The sequence below is a fragment of the Enterobacter sp. 61D5 genome (assembly GCF_034107965.1).
Taxonomy (GTDB): domain Bacteria; phylum Pseudomonadota; class Gammaproteobacteria; order Enterobacterales; family Enterobacteriaceae; genus Enterobacter; species Enterobacter cloacae_M.
The window spans coordinates 170,713-187,964 of the sequence record NZ_JAWNFK010000002.1 but is presented as its reverse complement, the minus strand read 5'-3'; the positions used below and the strand labels follow the sequence as shown (position 1 = coordinate 187,964).

The following is a 17,252-nucleotide window of genomic DNA, read 5'->3' as shown; positions in this document are numbered from 1 at the left end:
TCATCATTCTTTTAAGTTTTACACTCTATAAGGTTGGCAAAACCCACGCATGATGCAAGCGAAACAGCGTCGCGACGGCGACGGCTATCCCTGTAACGCCTGTTTTTGCTCCCGGATATCCCGCTCAATACCCTCGCGCACGTCCTGAGGGATCTTTAACGCATCGCCCAGAGCGTTAAGGTAGCTGCGCTCCATAAAGTGATCGATATCGATGGCGGCGCAGCTGAGGAAATAGAGCTCCAGCGCCTCTTCCTCATTTTTCACACTTTGCGCAAGACGCTGCGGCTCGAGCGGCTGTTCTATCGCCTGCGCCACCAGCACTCTTCCCTTCTCTTCAACACCGGCCTCGCGCAGCTGCTGCTCGATCGCCGCTCGTTCTTTATCGTCAATATGCCCGTCGCTTTTCGCGGCGAAAACCAGCGCAAGAATGAGCCGTTCGGTACGCAGATCCAGCGGCGAGGTGTCCTCGCCGTAATGCGGTTCATCGCTGTGCGCGGTCCGTACCCTGTCCTTGTATTTATTCCACAGCACGGTGCCCGCGATGGCGCCGCCGCCGGCCAGCAGCGCGCCTGTACCATACTTTGCCAGCAGCTTGCGTGAGGATTTATTCGCGACCAGCAGGCCTGCCAGCCCGCCGAGCGCCCCGGGTACCAGCAGTTTGCTGAGGCCCCGCTCGCCGGAAGACGATGTTTTCTGCCCTAACAGGGATTGCAGTTGATTTAACCAGCCAGACATGGTTTCCCTCACTTAACGGTGAACATGTTCCACAGCGTAAGCGAGCGGGCGTCAGGAAATGTCTGGTCGGGCTAAAGATGCGAAAATTTCTGCCACCTCGTTTAGCCCTGCACAAGACAGACGCAAACGTTTTCGTTTATACTGCGCGCAACTTTTTCAGGGGGATTGTTATGATTCGTTTAGGAACTGCGCTGCGACCTGCGGCGACGCGAGTGATGCTGTTGGGATCGGGCGAGCTGGGAAAAGAGGTCGCCATTGAGTGCCAGCGTTTAGGTGTGGAAGTCATTGCCGTAGACCGTTACGCCGACGCACCCGCCATGCACGTCGCCCATCGTTCTTATGTGATTAACATGCTGGATGGCGATGCCCTTCGCGAGCTGATTACGCGCGAAAAACCCGATTTTGTCGTGCCGGAAATTGAGGCCATCGCCACCGATACGCTGATCGCCCTGGAGCAGGAAGGCCAGCGCGTGGTGCCCTGTGCGAAAGCCGCAAAGCTGACCATGAACCGCGAAGGCATTCGTCGCCTGGCGGCGGAAGAGCTAGGATTGCCCACCTCGAGCTACCGTTTTGCTGGCGATAAGGCCGCGTTCCTGCAGGCCGTCGAGGAGATTGGCTACCCGTGCATCGTTAAGCCGGTGATGAGCTCCTCCGGAAAAGGGCAGAGCTTTATTCGCGACAGCGGCACCCTGGATAACGCGTGGGATTATGCCCAGCAGGGCGGCCGTGCCGGAGCCGGTCGCGTAATCGTCGAAGGCGTCGTGAAGTTTGATTTCGAAATCACCCTGCTGACCGTCAGCGCCGTTGACGGCGTCCATTTCTGCGACCCGATTGGCCACCGTCAGGAGGATGGCGATTACCGCGAATCCTGGCAGCCGCAGCAGATGAGCACCCTGGCGCTGGAGCGTGCTCAGGAGATCGCCCGTAAAACCGTCCTGGCGCTGGGCGGCTATGGCCTGTTCGGCGTGGAGCTGTTTGTGTGCGGTGATGAGGTGATTTTCAGCGAAGTCTCCCCTCGCCCGCATGACACCGGCATGGTCACGCTGATTTCGCAGGATCTCTCCGAGTTCGCCCTGCACGTGCGCGCCTTCCTCGGCCTGCCCGTCGGCGGTGTTCGTCAGTATGGCCCTGCCGCCTCGGCGGTGATCCTGCCGCAGTTAACCAGCCAGAACGTCACGTTTGATAACGTCGACGGGGCGGTGGGCGCAGGATTGCAGGTACGTCTGTTCGGCAAGCCGGAGATCGACGGAACCCGCCGTCTTGGCGTGGCATTAGCCACCGGGGATAACGTTGACGACGCAGTGGCAAGAGCGAAAGCGGCCGCTGCGAACGTTAAGGTAGAGGGATAAAAAAACGGGCCAAAAGGCCCGTTTTTCATGCGGCGAATGGCTTACTGCTTCGCGCCTTCAACCGCTTCGCGAGCCAGTTTGGTAATGCGATCCCAGTCTCCCGCTTCCAGCGCATCCGCCGGAACCAGCCATGAACCACCGATGCAAAGCACGCTTTTCAGCGCCAGGTAGTCACGGTAGTTAGCAGGAGAGATACCGCCCGTCGGGCAGAAGCGTACCTGAGAGAAGGGACCCGCAATCGCCTGCAGCGCTTTGGTGCCGCCGTTCGCTTCAGCCGGGAAGAATTTGAACTCTTTCAGACCGTAGTCCATGCCCAGCATCAGTTCAGAGACGGTGCTGATGCCAGGGATCAGCGGAATGGTACCTTCGGTGGCGGCTTTCAGCAGCGGCTCGGTCAGGCCAGGGCTGATGGCGAACTGCGCGCCCGCTTCGGTCACTTCTGCCAGCTGCTGCGCGTTGAGAACGGTACCCGCACCGATTATGGCGTCCGGCACTTCTTTGGCGATAGCGCGGATAGCATCCATCGCGCAGGCGGTGCGCAGGGTCACTTCCAGAACGCGAACGCCACCCGCAACCAGCGCTTTCGCCATCGGTACAGCGTGCTCCAGCTTGTTTACCACGATAACCGGCACGACAGGGCCAGTGGTCAGGATTGCTTCTGCACTTGTTTTCCAGTTTTTCATCAGAGTTTTCTCTCGCCAGATCGTTAAAATCAAGTCGTCTTAAAACGTAATACAGGTTGCGCCCTGCTCCGCACCGGAGAGTTTCTCACGCAGCGCGCTGAACATTTCGCGTCCGGTCCCCACGCGCGATGCGCTCAGGTCAGGAATATGGGGCTGACGTGCCGCCAGCTCGGCTTCATCCACCAGCAGGGTTAACTCGCCCGTCTGGCCGTTCACGCGGATCATGTCACCGTCGCGCACTTTCGCCAGCAGACCGCCGTCGTAGGCTTCCGGCGTCACGTGGATGGCTGAAGGCACTTTACCGGATGCCCCGGAGAGGCGTCCATCGGTGACTAGCGCAATTTTGAAACGGCGGTCCAATAATACACCAAGTGGTGGCATAAGTTTATGTAATTCTGGCATCCCGTTGGCTTTAGGCCCCTGGTGACGCACCACCACCACGCAGTCTTTATCGAGCAGACCGGCGTCAAAGGCGGGTAATACGTCGTGCTGGCTTTCAAATACCACCGCCGGCGCTTCGATAACCTGGTTCTCTTCCGGTACGGCAGAGGTCTTCATTACCGCACGACCGAGGTTGCCGCTCAGCACTTTGGTGCCGCCGTGAGGAGAGAACGGTTTGTCGATAGTGGCAATCACCTGCGCATCAAGAGACGCGCTCGCCCCTTCACGCCAGTCCAGCTCGCCGTTGTTCAGCCACGGCTCCTGGGTGTAGCGCTGAAGGCCAAAGCCCGCCACGGTATTTACGTCTTCATGCAGCAATCCGCCTTTCAGCAGCTCGCGCATCAGCAGCGGTACGCCGCCTGCAGCCTGGAAGTGGTTAATATCCGCCGGACCGTTCGGGTACAGGCGCGCCATCAGCGGCACCACGGAAGAGATCTCGGAGAAGTCATCCCAGTTAATCAGAATGCCCGCCGCACGCGCCATGGCCACCAGATGCATGGTGTGGTTGGTTGAGCCCCCGGTTGCCAGCAGCGCGACAATCCCGTTGACGATGACTTTTTCGTCAACCATTTTACCCATCGGCATCCATTCGTTACCGTTGCCGGTAAGACGCGTGACCTGACGGGCCGCAGCCTCGGTCAGCGCCTTGCGCAGCGGTGCATCCGGCTGGATGAAGGACGAGCCCGGAAGCTGCATCCCCATAAACTCAACGACCATCTGGTTAGTATTAGCCGTACCGTAGAACGTACAGGTCCCCGGCGCATGATAGGACGCAGCTTCAGCCTCCAGCAGCGCCTGACGGTCTGCTTTCCCTTCCGCGTACAGCTGGCGAATACGCACTTTTTCTTTGTTCGGTAGACCGCTCGCCATTGGGCCGGACGGGACGAAGATCGCCGGCAGATGCCCAAACGACAGCGCCGCCATCACCAGGCCCGGGACAATCTTGTCGCACACGCCGAGGTACAGCGCGCCATCAAACATATTGTGTGACAGGCCCACCGCGGCAGACATGGCAATCACTTCGCGGCTCAGCAGGGACAGCTCCATACCGTCCTGCCCCTGCGTCACGCCGTCGCACATGGCAGGTACGCCGCCCGCCACCTGGCCCACAGCATTCACGCTGTGCAGCGCGTTACGGATGATAGTGGGATAGACCTCATAGGGCTGGTGGGCGGAAAGCATATCGTTATAGGAGGTAATAATGGCGATATTGTTACGCAACATGCTTTTCAGCGACGCTTTATCATCAGGCTGGCAGGCGGCGAAGCCGTGCGCCAGGTTCCCGCAGGCCAGCTGAGATCGGTGGACGGTGCTGCTCTTTGCCTGTTCAATCCGGGCGAGGTAGGCCGAACGGGTCTCTTTCGAGCGCTCGATAATGCGCTGTGTTACGCGTAACAATGTCGGATTCATAAAAGCTCCTCTAAATTATCTGTCAGGCTCGGGAGTTTACAAAGTCGCTGGCAGTTGTTAACAACGCTGAAACGCTTGCTGTCCGGAGCTCAGGGGCAAAATCACTTCCGGCAGTGTAATAAAAAAAGCTCCGCGGGTGAATCCACGCGGAGCTTAAAAGTTGAAAATTGTGCCACTAGCTGTGTTAGATCATGTTACCGGTAAAATAACACTTTCGAGCTAGAGGATTATCTTACTCAAACTCGTTCCAGGAGCGGCCATCGCGGGTGATCATCGCCACCGACGCGACCGGTCCCCAGGTACCCGCCTGATACGGTTTAGGCGCATCCTGATCGGCAGCCCAGGCTTCGGTGATAGAGTCGACCCATTTCCACGCCTCTTCCACTTCATCACGGCGCACGAACAGCGCCTGGATACCGCGCATGGTTTCCAGCAGCAGACGTTCGTAAGCATCGGCCAGGTGCGTCTGGTTAAAGGTTTCGGAGTAGCTCAGATCCAGCTTGGTGGTCTGCAGGTTGTGTTTATGATCCAGCCCCGGCACTTTGTTCAGGATCTGGATATCCACCCCTTCGTCCGGCTGCAGACGAATGGTCAGCTTGTTCTGCGGCAGTTCCTGCCAGGACTCTTTGAACAGGTTCAGTTCCGGGTTTTTGAAGTAAACAACCACTTCGGAACATTTGGCTGGCAGACGTTTACCGGTGCGCAGGTAGAACGGAACGCCCGCCCAACGCCAGTCGTCGATATCCACGCGGATCGCCACGAACGTCTCGGTGTTGCTGGACTTGTTCGCGCCCTCTTCTTCCAGGTAGCCCGGCACTTTTTTGCCTTGCGCAAACCCGGCGGTGTACTGACCGCGAACGGTCTTCTCACGCACGTTGGAGCGGTCGATGCGGCGCAGTGACTTCAGCACTTTCACTTTTGCGTCACGGATGCTGTCAGCCGTCAGGTCAGACGGTGGAGACATAGCAATCATGCACAGAATTTGCAGCAGGTGGTTCTGGATCATGTCGCGCATCTGACCGGCCTGGTCAAAGTAACCCCAGCGACCTTCAATCCCCACCTCTTCCGCCACGGTGATTTCCACGTGGTCGATAGTGCGGTTGTCCCAGTTATTCACAAACAGGGAGTTAGCGAAACGCAGCGCCAGCAGGTTCAGTACCGTCTCTTTACCGAGATAGTGGTCAATACGGTAGACCTGGCACTCTTCAAAGAACTCGCCCACCTGGTCGTTGATTTCACGCGAGGTTGCCAGCGACGTACCCAGCGGCTTCTCCATCACGACGCGCGCCGGTTTGGCGTTCAGTTTGGCTTCGCCCAGACCTTTGCAGATGGCGCCGAAGGTGCTTGGCGGCATGGCGAAATAGTTAATGGTGACACGGTTTTTCTGATCCAGCATCGCGCCTAAGCGGGTAAACGCGCTGACGTCGTTGACGTCCAGGTTGCAGAAATCAAGGCGTCCACTCAGGGTATCCCACAAACTTTCATCAATTTTTTCTTTCATGAAAGTTTCGAGCGCCTCGCGGACGACTTTGGTATAAGCGTCCTTGTCCCAGTCGGCGCGCCCGACACCCAGGATACGGGTATCCGGATGAATTTGGCCCGCTTTCTCCAGTTGATACAGGGAAGGCAGCAATTTTCGGCGTGCAAGATCGCCTTTCGCGCCGAAAATGACCAGGTCACATGCCTGGGCTGTTTGCGTTACCGCCATGTCATTCTCCTCAGTTGGATCACCTGGTACTTCTGCCAGGTATCGTTGTAATTTTATTACAATGCACTGTACTGCTTTTACGTCATTCCCGAAACCATTAGCGCTTATCGTCGCGTGCGGTACCGCGATTTTTCCCTCTCTGGAGGATTACGGCGGCGCAATGACGCAACAACCGCCGTTTCTTTGCGCAACAGGGTCACAGCAAAACCCGACACCGATCAAGTAATGAAAAAAAACAACAACATTATCTTGTCGATTATTACCCGTTAGGGAAGCCACAAGGGTAATATCGGCTAAATCGAATCACAATTTCATCAATTTATGAAATCGTTTACACCCATGAGCGTCCTGTTAACATGAACATGCTGGAAAAAATCCAGTTTCAACTGGAACACCTTAGCAAATCCGAGCGAAAAGTGGCCGAGGTCATTCTCGCCTCCCCCGCTCAGGCGATTCATTCGAGCATCGCCGCTCTGGCACAGGAAGCGGGTGTGAGCGAACCGACGGTCAATCGCTTTTGCCGCAGCCTCGAAACGCGCGGCTTTCCTGATTTTAAACTGCATCTGGCACAAAGTCTGGCTAACGGCACCCCATATGTTAATCGTAATGTGGATGAAGACGACAGCGTTGATGCCTATACCGCGAAAATTTTCGAATCGGCTATGGCTTCGCTCGACCACGTCCGCCAGTCGCTGGACATGAGTTCTGTGAATCGCGCTGTGGATTTACTCACCCAGGCCAAGCGAATTGCGTTCTTTGGTCTCGGGTCGTCGGCAGCCGTGGCGCATGACGCCATGAATAAATTTTTCCGCTTTAACGTCCCGGTTATTTATTCCGATGACATTGTGCTGCAACGCATGAGCTGTATGAATTGCAGTGAAGATGATGTCGTGGTACTGATTTCGCACACCGGCCGCACCAAGAGTCAGGTAGAGCTGGCGCAGCTGGCCCGTGAAAACGATGCCATGGTGATTGCCCTCACCACGGCAGGCACGCCGCTGGCGCGTGAGGCGACGCTGGCGATCACCCTCGACGTGCCGGAAGACACCGACATTTATATGCCGATGGTTTCCCGACTGGCGCAGCTTACCGTGATTGACGTGCTGGCAACCGGTTTTACCTTACGTCGGGGCGCAAAATTCCGGGATAACTTGAAGCGGGTCAAGGAAGCGCTGAAGGAATCGCGTTTTGATAAAGAATTGCTTATAAAGAGCGATGTTCCCTGATAGTTGATAACGAAGACGTAACCAATAATTACGATGTAACGATTTACGGCATTCGGTCCACTCTCCGCTACCTTGCAGCAGATGAAGGCCGATTCAATGTTCACGCAACACCAAAGTTGTTTCAGTCAACGGAGTATTACATGTCCAGAAGGCTTCGCAGAACCAAGATCGTAACCACCTTAGGCCCGGCCACCGACCGCGATAATAATCTCGAGAAAATTATCGCCGCCGGCGCCAACGTGGTGCGTATGAACTTCTCTCACGGTACGCCAGAAGACCATAAATTACGTGCCGATAAAGTGCGTGAAATTGCAGCCAAACTGGGCCGCCACGTTGCTATCCTCGGCGATTTGCAGGGTCCAAAAATTCGTGTATCGACCTTTAAAGAGGGTAAAGTTTTCCTCAATATCGGCGACAAATTCCTGCTGGATGCCAACCTGGGCAAAGGCGAAGGCGATAAAGAGAAAGTCGGTATCGACTATAAAGGCCTGCCGGCTGACGTGGTGCCAGGCGATATCCTGCTGCTCGACGACGGTCGCGTACAGCTGAAGGTGCTGGAAGTTCAGGGCATGAAAGTGTTCACCGAAGTCACCGTCGGCGGCCCGCTTTCCAACAATAAAGGCATCAACAAACTGGGCGGCGGCCTCTCTGCAGAAGCGCTTACCGATAAAGACAAAGCGGACATCGTGACTGCCGCGCTGATCGGCGTTGACTACCTGGCGGTCTCCTTCCCGCGCTGCGGCGAAGATCTGAACTATGCGCGTCGTCTGGCACGTGATGCAGGCTGCGATGCTAAAATCGTCGCGAAAGTTGAACGCGCTGAAGCCGTTTGCGATCAGGATGCCATGGACGATGTGATCCTCGCCTCTGACGTGGTGATGGTTGCGCGCGGTGACCTGGGCGTGGAGATTGGCGACCCTGAGCTGGTAGGGATCCAGAAAGCGCTGATTCGTCGCGCACGTCAGTTGAACCGCGCGGTGATCACCGCCACTCAGATGATGGAATCGATGATCACCAACCCAATGCCAACCCGTGCGGAAGTCATGGACGTGGCTAACGCCGTGCTGGACGGTACCGATGCGGTGATGCTCTCTGCGGAAACCGCTGCGGGCCAGTATCCTGCAGAAACCGTGGCCGCCATGGCGCGCGTCTGCCTGGGCGCTGAAAAGATCCCTAGCATCAACGTTTCTAAACACCGTCTGGACGTGCAGTTTGACAACGTGGAAGAAGCGATTGCGATGTCTGCGATGTATGCGGCAAACCATCTGAAGGGCGTTACCGCGATCATCACCATGACCGAATCTGGCCGCACCGCGCTGATGACCTCTCGTATCAGCTCTGGTCTGCCGATTTTCGCCATGTCCCGTCACGAACGTACGCTGAACCTGACGGCGCTGTACCGCGGCGTGACGCCGGTTCACTTCGACAGCACCAACGACGGCGTAGCTGCGGCGCACGATGCCGTAAACCTTCTGCGCGACAAAGGCTATCTGGTGTCCGGTGATATCGTCATTGTGACCCAGGGCGACGTGATGAGCACCATCGGCTCAACCAACACCACGCGCGTAATGACCGTCGAGTAATAACGTCTGTGTTAAAAAGCCCTCTCCATATGGAGAGGGCTTTTTTTATTTCCTCGGATAAAGCTCTTTGCGTTTATAGGGCTCTGTTTCACCCGGCTTACGCGTTTTAAGTAGCTTCAGGATCCACGTGTACTGTTCGGCATGCGGCCCCACCAGGATTTCCACCTCTTCGTTCATTCGACGCGCGATCGTGTGGTCGTCAGCGGTCAGCAAATCATCCATCGGCGGACGAACCTCAATACTCAAGCGATGCGTTTTCCCGTCATAGACCGGGAACAGCGGGATCACGCGGGCACGACAGACTTTCATCAGGCGGCCAATCGCGGGGAGCGTCGCTTTATAGGTCGCAAAGAAATCGACAAACTCGCTGTGCTCGGGACCGTGGTCCTGATCAGGCAAATAATAGCCCCAGTACCCCTGACGCACCGACTGAATGAATGGCTTAATGCCATCGTTACGCGCATGCAAACGTCCGCCAAAACGACGACGCACCGTGTTCCAGACAAAATCGTAGATTTTATTTCCCTGGTTATGGAACATCGCCGCCATTTTCTGGCCCTGAGACGCCATCAGCATCGCCGGAATATCAACACCCCAGCCGTGGGGGACAAGGAAAATGACTTTCTCGTCATTGCGGCGCATCTCCTCGATGATGTCCAGCCCTTTCCAGTCAACGCGATCGACGATTTTATCCGGCCCTTTCAGCGCCAGTTCAGCCATCATCGCCATTGCCTGCGGGGCGGTGGTATACATCTCATCAATGATTGCCTCGCGCTCGGCGTCGCTTTTCTCAGGAAAACAGTAGTAAAGGTTGATCTGCGCGCGACGGCGGGCGCTCTTGCCTAAACGCCCGGCCAGACGGCCAATTTTACCGAGAACTGGATCGCGAACAGAGGCAGGCAGCATCGCCATCCCCGCAAAAGCGTAAACACCAAGCCAGGCGCCCCAGTTGCGCGGATGGCGGAAGGATTTTTCAAACTCAGGAATGTATTCAATGTTGTTTTTTTTGGTTTCCATGCTGGATCCAGGGTCTGATGACGCAAAAATTTTATTCAGATAGTGTAGCGAGGCTGTCGTCCACGCACAAAAGAAAAAGCCGGCGTCAGTGCGCGCCGGCTTTTTTAACAAAAACAGAGGGCTTAGTTTAAGCTCAGCTGCGGCATCACCTCTTTCACCTGCGCCAGATAATCAGTGCGATCTTTACCTGTCAGGCCTTCGGTGCGCGGCAGTTTCGCCGTCAGCGGGTTCACTGCCTGTTGGTTGATCCACACTTCATAGTGCAGGTGCGGGCCGGTAGAGCGTCCGGTATTGCCGGAGATCGCGATACGGTCACCACGCTTCACCTTCTGACCCGGTTTGACCAGCAGCTTACGCAGGTGCATGTAGCGGGTCGTATAAGTGCGGCCATGACGTACCGCGACATAATATCCGGCGGCACCACTACGCTTGGCCACCACCACTTCACCATCTCCAACCGCCAGTACCGGCGTGCCCTGCGGCATAGCAAAGTCAACGCCACGGTGCGGCGCGACGCGCCCGGTTACCGGGTTCAGACGACGCGGGTTAAAGTTAGAGGAGACGCGGAATTGTTTTGCGGTTGGGAAGCGCAGGAAGCCTTTCGCAAGGCCCGTACCGGTGCGGTCATAGAACTTACCGTCTTCGGCACGAATCGCGTAGTAATCTTTGCCCTCGGAGCGCAGACGTACGCCCAGCAGCTGGCTTTGCTCGCGCTTGCCGTCCAGCATTTCGCGGGACATCAGGACGGAGAACTCATCGCCCTTCTTCAACTTGCGGAAATCCATCTGCCACTGCATGGCTTTGATCACCGAGCTGATTTCAGCGCTGGTAAGGCCTGCATCGCGCGCGCTGGAGACAAAGCTCGCGCCCACGGTGCCTTTCAGAACGCTGTTAACCCAGTCACCCTTCTGCATTTCGCTGGTCATTTTGAAACCGTTTGCAGTGCGATCGTAGGTGCGGGTTTCGCGGCGGGACATTTCCCAGGTCAGACGCTGGAGATCGCCGTCCGCTGTTAATGTCCAGGAGAGCTGTTGTCCGATTTTCAGGTTACGGAGATCTTTATCCGCAGCCGCCAGCTGGCTGATATTGCCCATGTCGATGCCGTACTGGTTCAGCACGCTGCTCAGCGTGTCTCCGGTAGAGACAACATATTCGTGGATACCCGCTTCGTTCTCGGTTTTATCGTCCAGCTCATCCTGCGGGATAGCTTCATCTTCCTGAGCCGCCTGGTCGATAGGCTCACTGGCTTCCGGCAGCAAAGAACGGATTTCGCTCTTTTCAAGCTCAATGGTTTTGATAATAGGGGCAGAACTCGGGTGGTAAACATAGGGCCGCCAGACGGCGACCGCTAAGGTGAGTACTGTAAGCGACCCCAGCATGACGCGGTGGGGTCGTGGCAGATTGTTAAATGCCAGGGCGACAGAGCGGGCTATCTGTTGCACGTATTCACTTCCTCGTTAATCTCCTTTCAGGCAGCTCGCATACTGGTTCGCCAGTTGGCTGAGGAACTGCGAATAGCTCGCTTTGCTCAACTGGATATTCGTACCTAGCGGGTCAAGGGTTCCCATGCGCACGGATGTTCCCCTGGCCACGGCTTCTACGACCGCTGGCCTGAACTGTGGCTCAGCAAAAACGCATGTCGCTTTTTGCTCAACCAACTGTGTTCTGATTTCATGTAAACGCTGCGCACCAGGCTGAATTTCAGGGTTGACGGTGAAGTGGCCCAGCGGGGTCAAACCGTAGTGTTTTTCGTAATAGCCGTAGGCGTCATGAAAAACGAAATACCCTTTACCTTTCAACGGTGCGAGCTCATTACCAACCTGCTTATCGGTTGCGGCTAATTGTGCCTCAAAATCCTTCAGGTTGGCGTCTAGTTTGGATCGACTTTGCGGCATAAGTTCCACTAATTTGTCGTGGATTGCAACCGCTGAAAGCCGCGCTATCTCTGGGGATAACCAAAGATGCATGTTGTACTCGCCGTGATGGTGATCTCCATCACCTTTTTCGCCGTCTGCAGCATGATGGTCATGTTCGTCGCCGTCGTCATCCGCCCCTTTCATGAGCAACGGTTTCACCCCGGAGAGTTCGGCAATCGCGACCTGTTTTTCGCCAGCAACCTGTTTTGCTGACTTCTGCATGAACGCTTCCATTTCCGGACCAATCCAGACAACTAAGTCCGCGTTTTGTAAGCGTTTTACATCTGACGGACGCAGGGAATAGTCATGTTCGGAAGCACCATCAGGGAGCAGAACCTGGGTTTCCGTTACCCCGTCGGCAATGGCCGACGCGATAAATCCAAGTGGTTTAAGCGAAGCGACAACCGCAGCGTTAACATCTTGTGCGGTTGTACCCCAAAGGGCAGCGGATAATGCTGCGAAAAGAAGCGTATTTTTATGTAACATAATGCGACTAATCATCGTAGTGAATGCGTAGAATGTGATATTATAACATTCGTTGACTTCTTCAAGCTTAAAATGACATGACGACATTGGTTTCTCTTGAAAATATTTCGGTCTCATTCGGCCAGCGCCGCGTCCTTTCTGACGTGTCGCTCGATCTGAAGCCCGGCAAAATTCTGACGCTGCTCGGCCCCAATGGCGCAGGCAAATCCACCCTGGTGCGCGTGGTGCTGGGTCTGGTCGCACCCGATGAAGGCGTGATTAAGCGCGAGGAAAAATTGCGTATTGGCTATGTACCGCAAAAACTTCACCTCGACGCCACGCTGCCGCTGACGGTCAGCCGTTTCCTGCGTTTGCGCCCCGGCACCCGTAAAGCCGATATTCTCCCGGCGCTGAAACGCGTGCAGGCGGGCCATCTTGTCGATGCGCCGCTGCAAAAACTGTCCGGCGGTGAAACTCAGCGTGTTTTACTTGCCCGCGCGCTGCTGAGCAGCCCGCAGCTGCTGGTACTGGATGAACCAACTCAGGGTGTGGATGTGAATGGTCAGGTTGCGCTTTATGATTTGATCGACCAGCTACGTCGGGAGCTTGATTGCGCCGTGCTGATGGTGTCTCACGACCTGCATCTGGTAATGGCAAAAACCGACGAAGTGCTGTGTCTCAACCACCATATCTGCTGCTCCGGTACGCCTGAAGTGGTGTCAATGCATCCGGAGTTTATCTCCATGTTCGGCCCCCGCGGCGCTGAACAGCTGGGTATTTACCGTCATCATCATAATCATCGCCATGATCTACAGGGACGAATCGTACTGCGTCGGGGAAATGGACACTCATGATTGAACTGTTACTGCCCGGCTGGCTGGCCGGGATTATGCTTGCCTGCGCCGCGGGTCCACTCGGCTCGTTTGTTGTCTGGCGCAGAATGTCCTATTTTGGCGATACCCTGGCGCACGCGTCTCTGCTGGGCGTTGCCTTTGGTCTGCTGCTGGATGTAAACCCCTTCTACGCGGTGATTGTGGTCACGTTGCTGCTGGCCGCCGGTCTGGTCTGGCTGGAAAAGCGCCCTCACCTCGCCATTGATACGCTGCTTGGCATTATGGCGCACAGTGCCCTGTCTCTGGGCCTGGTGGTGGTCAGCCTGATGTCGAACATCCGCGTGGATCTGATGGCCTACCTCTTCGGCGACCTGCTGGCCGTGACGCCGGAAGATCTCATCGCTATCGCCGTTGGTGTGATGGTGGTGCTCGCTATTCTGCTCTGGCAGTGGCGGAATTTACTGGCCATGACCGTCAGTCCTGATCTGGCATTTGTCGACGGCGTGAAGCTGCAGCGCGTAAAACTGCTGCTGATGCTGGTGACGGCGTTAACGATTGGTGTCGCAATGAAGTTTGTCGGCGCGCTGATTATTACTTCGCTGCTGATCATCCCTGCCGCCACGGCGCGTCGCTTTGCCCGTACGCCGGAGCAGATGGCCGGCATAGCCGTGATTATCGGAATGATTGCGGTAACGGGTGGGTTAACCTTCTCGGCGTTCTATGACACGCCTGCGGGGCCGTCAGTGGTGCTGAGTGCGGCGGTGCTGTTTATCTTCAGTATGATGAAAAAGACCGCGAATTAACATGGAGGGCGCAGAAGCCCTCACCGGCCCTCTCCCTCGGGGAGAGGGAACACAACATTACGGCATTGCCGGTGGCGTAATGCCGAAATGATTCCAAGCCCGCACCGTTGCCATACGTCCACGCGGGGTGCGTTGCAGAAAGCCCTGCTGAATCAGATACGGCTCCAGCACATCTTCAATCGTCTCACGCTCTTCCCCAATAGCCGCAGCCAGGTTATCCAGCCCGACCGGGCCGCCAAAGAACTTATCCAGCACCGCCAGCAGCAGTTTACGGTCCATATAGTCAAAGCCTTCGGCATCAACGTTCAGCATATCCAGCGCCTGAGCGGCGATCTCCGCGGAAATCGAGCCATCGTGCTTCACCTCGGCAAAGTCACGCACGCGGCGCAGCAGGCGGTTGGCGATACGCGGCGTACCGCGGGAACGCTTCGCTACTTCAAACGCGCCCTCTTCGCTCATTTCGAGCCCCATATAGCGGGCGCTACGGCCAACGATGTGCTGGAGATCCGCCACCTGGTAAAACTCAAGACGCTGCACGATGCCGAAACGGTCGCGCAGCGGAGAGGTCAACGACCCGGCGCGGGTGGTGGCGCCAATCAGGGTAAACGGCGGCAGATCGATTTTGATGGAGCGCGCTGCCGGGCCTTCACCGATCATGATATCCAGCTGGTAATCTTCCATCGCCGGATAGAGCACTTCCTCAACCACCGGCGACAGGCGGTGGATCTCATCGATAAACAGCACGTCATGCGGTTCGAGGTTAGTCAGCATCGCCGCGAGATCGCCCGCCTTCTCCAGCACGGGGCCGGAGGTGGTGCGAAGGTTGACGCCCATCTCATTGGCGACGATATTCGCCAGCGTGGTTTTGCCTAAACCGGGAGGGCCAAAAATCAGCAGGTGATCGAGCGCATCGCCGCGCAGCTTTGCCGCCTGGATGAAAATCTCCATCTGGGAACGAACCTGCGGCTGGCCGATATACTCATCAAGCAGTTTTGGGCGGATCGCGCGGTCCACCACGTCATCTGCCTGAATAGTGCCTGCCGACACCAGGCGGTCTGCTTCTATCATCCTTTACCTCACAATGCAGCGCGCAGCGCTTCACGAATCAGGGTTTCACTGCTGGCGTCCGGTTTGGCAATTTTGCTCACCATACGGCTGGCCTCCTGAGGTTTATAGCCCAGCGCCACCAGCGCGGCAACCGCTTCCTGCTCGGCGTCATCATCCGTCGCAGGGCCGCCAGGGGAGGTCAGTACCAAATCGGCTGCCGGAGTGAACAGATCGCCATGAAGACCTTTAAAGCGGTCTTTCATTTCGACAATCAGGCGCTCGGCGGTTTTCTTACCAATGCCCGGGAGCTTAATCAGCGCCGCAGGATCTTCGCGCTCAACGGCATTCACAAACTGTGGTGCCGACATGCCGGACAAAATCGCCAGCGCCAGCTTCGGCCCAACGCCGTTGGTTTTAATCAGCTCGCGGAACAGGGTCCGTTCCTGCTTGTTATTGAAGCCGTACAGCAGCTGGGCATCTTCACGCACCACAAACTGGGTAAAGACAATCGCCTCTTTGCCCGCGTCCGGCAGCTCGTAGAAGCAGGTCATCGGCATATGGACTTCATAGCCCACTCCACCCACTTCCAGCAGCACTAACGGGGGTTGTTTTTCAATGATGATGCCTCTGAGTCTGCCTATCACGTGACGCTCCTGCGTTCTGGGAGAAATTAACTGCCGACATAATAAAAAAAGGCTGGATGTTTATCCAGCCTGATTTCTGATTATCGTAACCTGCCTCGCGCCAGATTGAGCCGCGACTCACTCATTTGCATCGCATTCTGGCTGACGTGACAGTGGGTAATCGCAATAGCCAGCGCATCGGCGGCGTCGGCCTGCGGGTTCGCGGGAAGCTTCAGCAAGGTACGCACCATATGCTGCACCTGGCTTTTCTCCGCGCTCCCAATGCCCACTACCGTCTGCTTGACCTGACGCGCAGCGTATTCGAATACCGGCAAATCCTGGTTCACGGCAGCGACGATGGCGACACCGCGCGCCTGACCGAGCTTTAGCGCTGAATCGGCGTTTTTCGCCATAAAGACCTGCTCGATGGCGAAATAGTCCGGCTGAAACTGGGTGATGATTTCCGACACGCCCGCATAAATTAGCTTCAGGCGCGAAGGAAGATCGTCCACTTTGGTGCGAATACAGCCGCTGCCCAGGTAGGTTAACTGGCGTCCCACCTGACGGATAACGCCATAACCGGTGATGCGTGAGCCTGGGTCAATCCCGAGAATAATCGACATCACGCGTCTCCTGTAACGGGTTTAAACGCTCTCATCAGAGAGTCGCTGCAACCTCATCAGAGATTTCACCGTTGTGGTACACCTCCTGCACGTCGTCGCAGTCTTCGAGCATGTCGATCAGACGCAGCAGTTTCGGTGCCGTTTCCGCATCCATGTCCGCTTTGGTGGACGGGATCATGGAGACTTCCGCGTTGTCCGCTTTCAGGCCAGCCGCTTCCAGCGCATCGCGCACGGCACCCATCTCTTCCCACGCGGTATAAACGTCGATAGCACCGTCATCGAAGGTCACTACGTCTTCCGCACCGGCTTCCAGCGCCGCTTCCATGATCGCATCTTCGTTGCCTTTCTCGAAGGAGATGACGCCTTTTTTGCTGAACAGGTAAGCCACGGAACCGTCGGTGCCCAGGTTGCCACCGGTTTTGGTGAACGCGTGGCGCACTTCCGCAACGGTACGGTTACGGTTGTCGGACAGACACTCAACCATCACCGCAGTACCACCAGGGCCGTAACCTTCATAAATGATGGTTTCCATGTTCGCGTCTTCATCACCACCCACGCCACGTGCGATAGCACGGTTCAGGGTGTCACGCGTCATGTTGTTAGACAGTGCTTTATCTACCGCCGCGCGCAGACGCGGGTTAGAAGCCGGGTCGCCGCCGCCCAGACGCGCTGCTGTCACCAGCTCGCGAATGATTTTGGTAAAGATCTTACCGCGCTTAGCATCCTGTGCCGCTTTGCGGTGTTTGGTGTTGGCCCACTTACTATGACCTGCCATAAAAAGTTCTCCAAA

At 56.4% G+C, this 17,252-nt stretch carries 16 protein-coding genes; 5 read left to right on the top strand and 11 right to left on the bottom strand.

Features of this window, described 5'->3' with window-relative positions; genetic code table 11:
• Positions 1-84: 84 nt before the first annotated feature.
• The gene (locus UTM25_RS01100) at positions 85-735 is read right to left on the bottom strand and encodes a tellurite resistance TerB family protein (RefSeq protein ID WP_194399523.1); all 651 of its coding nucleotides are present in this window, start codon (positions 733-735) and stop codon (positions 85-87) included.
• Positions 736-905: 170 nt separating this feature from the next.
• Between UTM25_RS01100 and purT the strand changes: the two genes are divergently transcribed.
• On the top strand, positions 906-2,084 hold the full coding sequence (purT, locus tag UTM25_RS01095) for a formate-dependent phosphoribosylglycinamide formyltransferase (RefSeq protein WP_194399524.1): 1,179 nt from the start codon (positions 906-908) through the stop codon (positions 2,082-2,084).
• A 41-nt stretch (positions 2,085-2,125) separates the two neighbouring features.
• Here the strand turns inward: purT and kdgA are convergent, their stop codons facing one another.
• The 3 genes from kdgA to zwf form a co-directional block, all read right to left on the bottom strand.
• Positions 2,126-2,767 carry a bifunctional 4-hydroxy-2-oxoglutarate aldolase/2-dehydro-3-deoxy-phosphogluconate aldolase gene (kdgA, locus tag UTM25_RS01090; protein WP_014884307.1) on the bottom strand — a complete coding sequence of 214 codons (642 nt, stop codon included), beginning with the start codon at positions 2,765-2,767 and terminating at the stop codon, positions 2,126-2,128.
• A gap of 39 nt (positions 2,768-2,806) precedes the next feature.
• Positions 2,807-4,618: a phosphogluconate dehydratase gene (edd, locus tag UTM25_RS01085; RefSeq protein ID WP_047061092.1), complete on the bottom strand. Its 1,812-nt coding sequence runs from the start codon at positions 4,616-4,618 to the stop codon at positions 2,807-2,809.
• A gap of 232 nt (positions 4,619-4,850) precedes the next feature.
• Complete coding sequence (gene zwf / locus UTM25_RS01080) at positions 4,851-6,326, bottom strand: glucose-6-phosphate dehydrogenase (protein ID WP_023312228.1); 1,476 nt, start codon at positions 6,324-6,326, stop codon at positions 4,851-4,853.
• A gap of 356 nt (positions 6,327-6,682) precedes the next feature.
• On the opposite strand from zwf, the gene UTM25_RS01075 reads away from it, so the two are divergent.
• Positions 6,683-7,552 (top strand): MurR/RpiR family transcriptional regulator, encoded by an 870-nt coding sequence (locus tag UTM25_RS01075; protein ID WP_023312229.1) that lies wholly within the window; start codon positions 6,683-6,685, stop codon positions 7,550-7,552.
• Between the two features lie 140 nt (positions 7,553-7,692).
• Positions 7,693-9,135 (top strand): pyruvate kinase, encoded by a 1,443-nt coding sequence (pyk, locus tag UTM25_RS01070; RefSeq protein ID WP_008500455.1) that lies wholly within the window; start codon positions 7,693-7,695, stop codon positions 9,133-9,135.
• Between the two features lie 45 nt (positions 9,136-9,180).
• Here the strand turns inward: pyk and lpxM are convergent, their stop codons facing one another.
• The 3 genes from lpxM to znuA form a co-directional block, all read right to left on the bottom strand.
• Positions 9,181-10,152 carry a lauroyl-Kdo(2)-lipid IV(A) myristoyltransferase gene (gene lpxM / locus UTM25_RS01065; protein WP_023312230.1) on the bottom strand — a complete coding sequence of 324 codons (972 nt, stop codon included), beginning with the start codon at positions 10,150-10,152 and terminating at the stop codon, positions 9,181-9,183.
• Positions 10,153-10,274: 122 nt separating this feature from the next.
• Positions 10,275-11,594 (bottom strand): murein DD-endopeptidase MepM, encoded by a 1,320-nt coding sequence (gene mepM, locus UTM25_RS01060; RefSeq protein WP_023312231.1) that lies wholly within the window; start codon positions 11,592-11,594, stop codon positions 10,275-10,277.
• A gap of 15 nt (positions 11,595-11,609) precedes the next feature.
• Positions 11,610-12,554, bottom strand: a complete 945-nt coding sequence (gene znuA, locus UTM25_RS01055; protein WP_320714185.1) for a zinc ABC transporter substrate-binding protein ZnuA — start codon at positions 12,552-12,554, stop codon at positions 11,610-11,612.
• Between the two features lie 77 nt (positions 12,555-12,631).
• Here znuA and znuC point away from each other — a divergent pair, with 77 nt between their 5' ends.
• Both znuC and znuB read left to right on the top strand, forming a co-directional pair.
• Positions 12,632-13,387, top strand: coding sequence for a zinc ABC transporter ATP-binding protein ZnuC (gene znuC, locus UTM25_RS01050; protein ID WP_023312233.1), 756 nt, complete (start codon positions 12,632-12,634; stop codon positions 13,385-13,387).
• A complete protein-coding gene (znuB, locus tag UTM25_RS01045) occupies positions 13,384-14,169 on the top strand; it encodes a zinc ABC transporter permease subunit ZnuB (RefSeq protein ID WP_194399525.1) in 786 nt (261 codons plus the stop codon). Before znuC ends, znuB begins: the two co-directional genes overlap by 4 nt.
• Before the next feature lie 57 nt (positions 14,170-14,226).
• On the opposite strand, the gene ruvB is transcribed toward znuB, so the two are convergent.
• The 4 genes from ruvB to UTM25_RS01025 form a co-directional block, all read right to left on the bottom strand.
• Positions 14,227-15,237 carry a Holliday junction branch migration DNA helicase RuvB gene (ruvB, locus tag UTM25_RS01040; RefSeq protein WP_023312235.1) on the bottom strand — a complete coding sequence of 337 codons (1,011 nt, stop codon included), beginning with the start codon at positions 15,235-15,237 and terminating at the stop codon, positions 14,227-14,229.
• An 8-nt stretch (positions 15,238-15,245) separates the two neighbouring features.
• Positions 15,246-15,860, bottom strand: a complete 615-nt coding sequence (gene ruvA, locus UTM25_RS01035) for a Holliday junction branch migration protein RuvA (protein WP_023312236.1) — start codon at positions 15,858-15,860, stop codon at positions 15,246-15,248.
• 80 nt (positions 15,861-15,940) lie between these two features.
• Positions 15,941-16,462, bottom strand: coding sequence for a crossover junction endodeoxyribonuclease RuvC (gene ruvC, locus UTM25_RS01030; RefSeq protein ID WP_006176048.1), 522 nt, complete (start codon positions 16,460-16,462; stop codon positions 15,941-15,943).
• Between the two features lie 34 nt (positions 16,463-16,496).
• Positions 16,497-17,237: a YebC/PmpR family DNA-binding transcriptional regulator gene (locus UTM25_RS01025; protein ID WP_194399526.1), complete on the bottom strand. Its 741-nt coding sequence runs from the start codon at positions 17,235-17,237 to the stop codon at positions 16,497-16,499.
• Positions 17,238-17,252: the final 15 nt, after the last annotated feature.

Coding starts and splice junctions, on each gene's coding strand:
- lpxM (WP_023312230.1), bottom strand. CDS start 10,152: ATGGAAACCAAAAAAAACAACATTGAATACATTCCTGAGTTTGAAAAA.
- edd (WP_047061092.1), bottom strand. CDS start 4,618: ATGAATCCGACATTGTTACGCGTAACACAGCGCATTATCGAGCGCTCG.
- zwf (WP_023312228.1), bottom strand. CDS start 6,326: ATGGCGGTAACGCAAACAGCCCAGGCATGTGACCTGGTCATTTTCGGC.
- UTM25_RS01100 (WP_194399523.1), bottom strand. CDS start 735: ATGTCTGGCTGGTTAAATCAACTGCAATCCCTGTTAGGGCAGAAAACA.
- znuA (WP_320714185.1), bottom strand. CDS start 12,554: ATGTTACATAAAAATACGCTTCTTTTCGCAGCATTATCCGCTGCCCTT.
- purT (WP_194399524.1), top strand. CDS start 906: ATGATTCGTTTAGGAACTGCGCTGCGACCTGCGGCGACGCGAGTGATG.
- znuC (WP_023312233.1), top strand. CDS start 12,632: ATGACGACATTGGTTTCTCTTGAAAATATTTCGGTCTCATTCGGCCAG.
- UTM25_RS01025 (WP_194399526.1), bottom strand. CDS start 17,237: ATGGCAGGTCATAGTAAGTGGGCCAACACCAAACACCGCAAAGCGGCA.
- kdgA (WP_014884307.1), bottom strand. CDS start 2,767: ATGAAAAACTGGAAAACAAGTGCAGAAGCAATCCTGACCACTGGCCCT.
- znuB (WP_194399525.1), top strand. CDS start 13,384: ATGATTGAACTGTTACTGCCCGGCTGGCTGGCCGGGATTATGCTTGCC.
- pyk (WP_008500455.1), top strand. CDS start 7,693: ATGTCCAGAAGGCTTCGCAGAACCAAGATCGTAACCACCTTAGGCCCG.
- UTM25_RS01075 (WP_023312229.1), top strand. CDS start 6,683: ATGAACATGCTGGAAAAAATCCAGTTTCAACTGGAACACCTTAGCAAA.
- ruvB (WP_023312235.1), bottom strand. CDS start 15,237: ATGATAGAAGCAGACCGCCTGGTGTCGGCAGGCACTATTCAGGCAGAT.
- ruvC (WP_006176048.1), bottom strand. CDS start 16,462: ATGTCGATTATTCTCGGGATTGACCCAGGCTCACGCATCACCGGTTAT.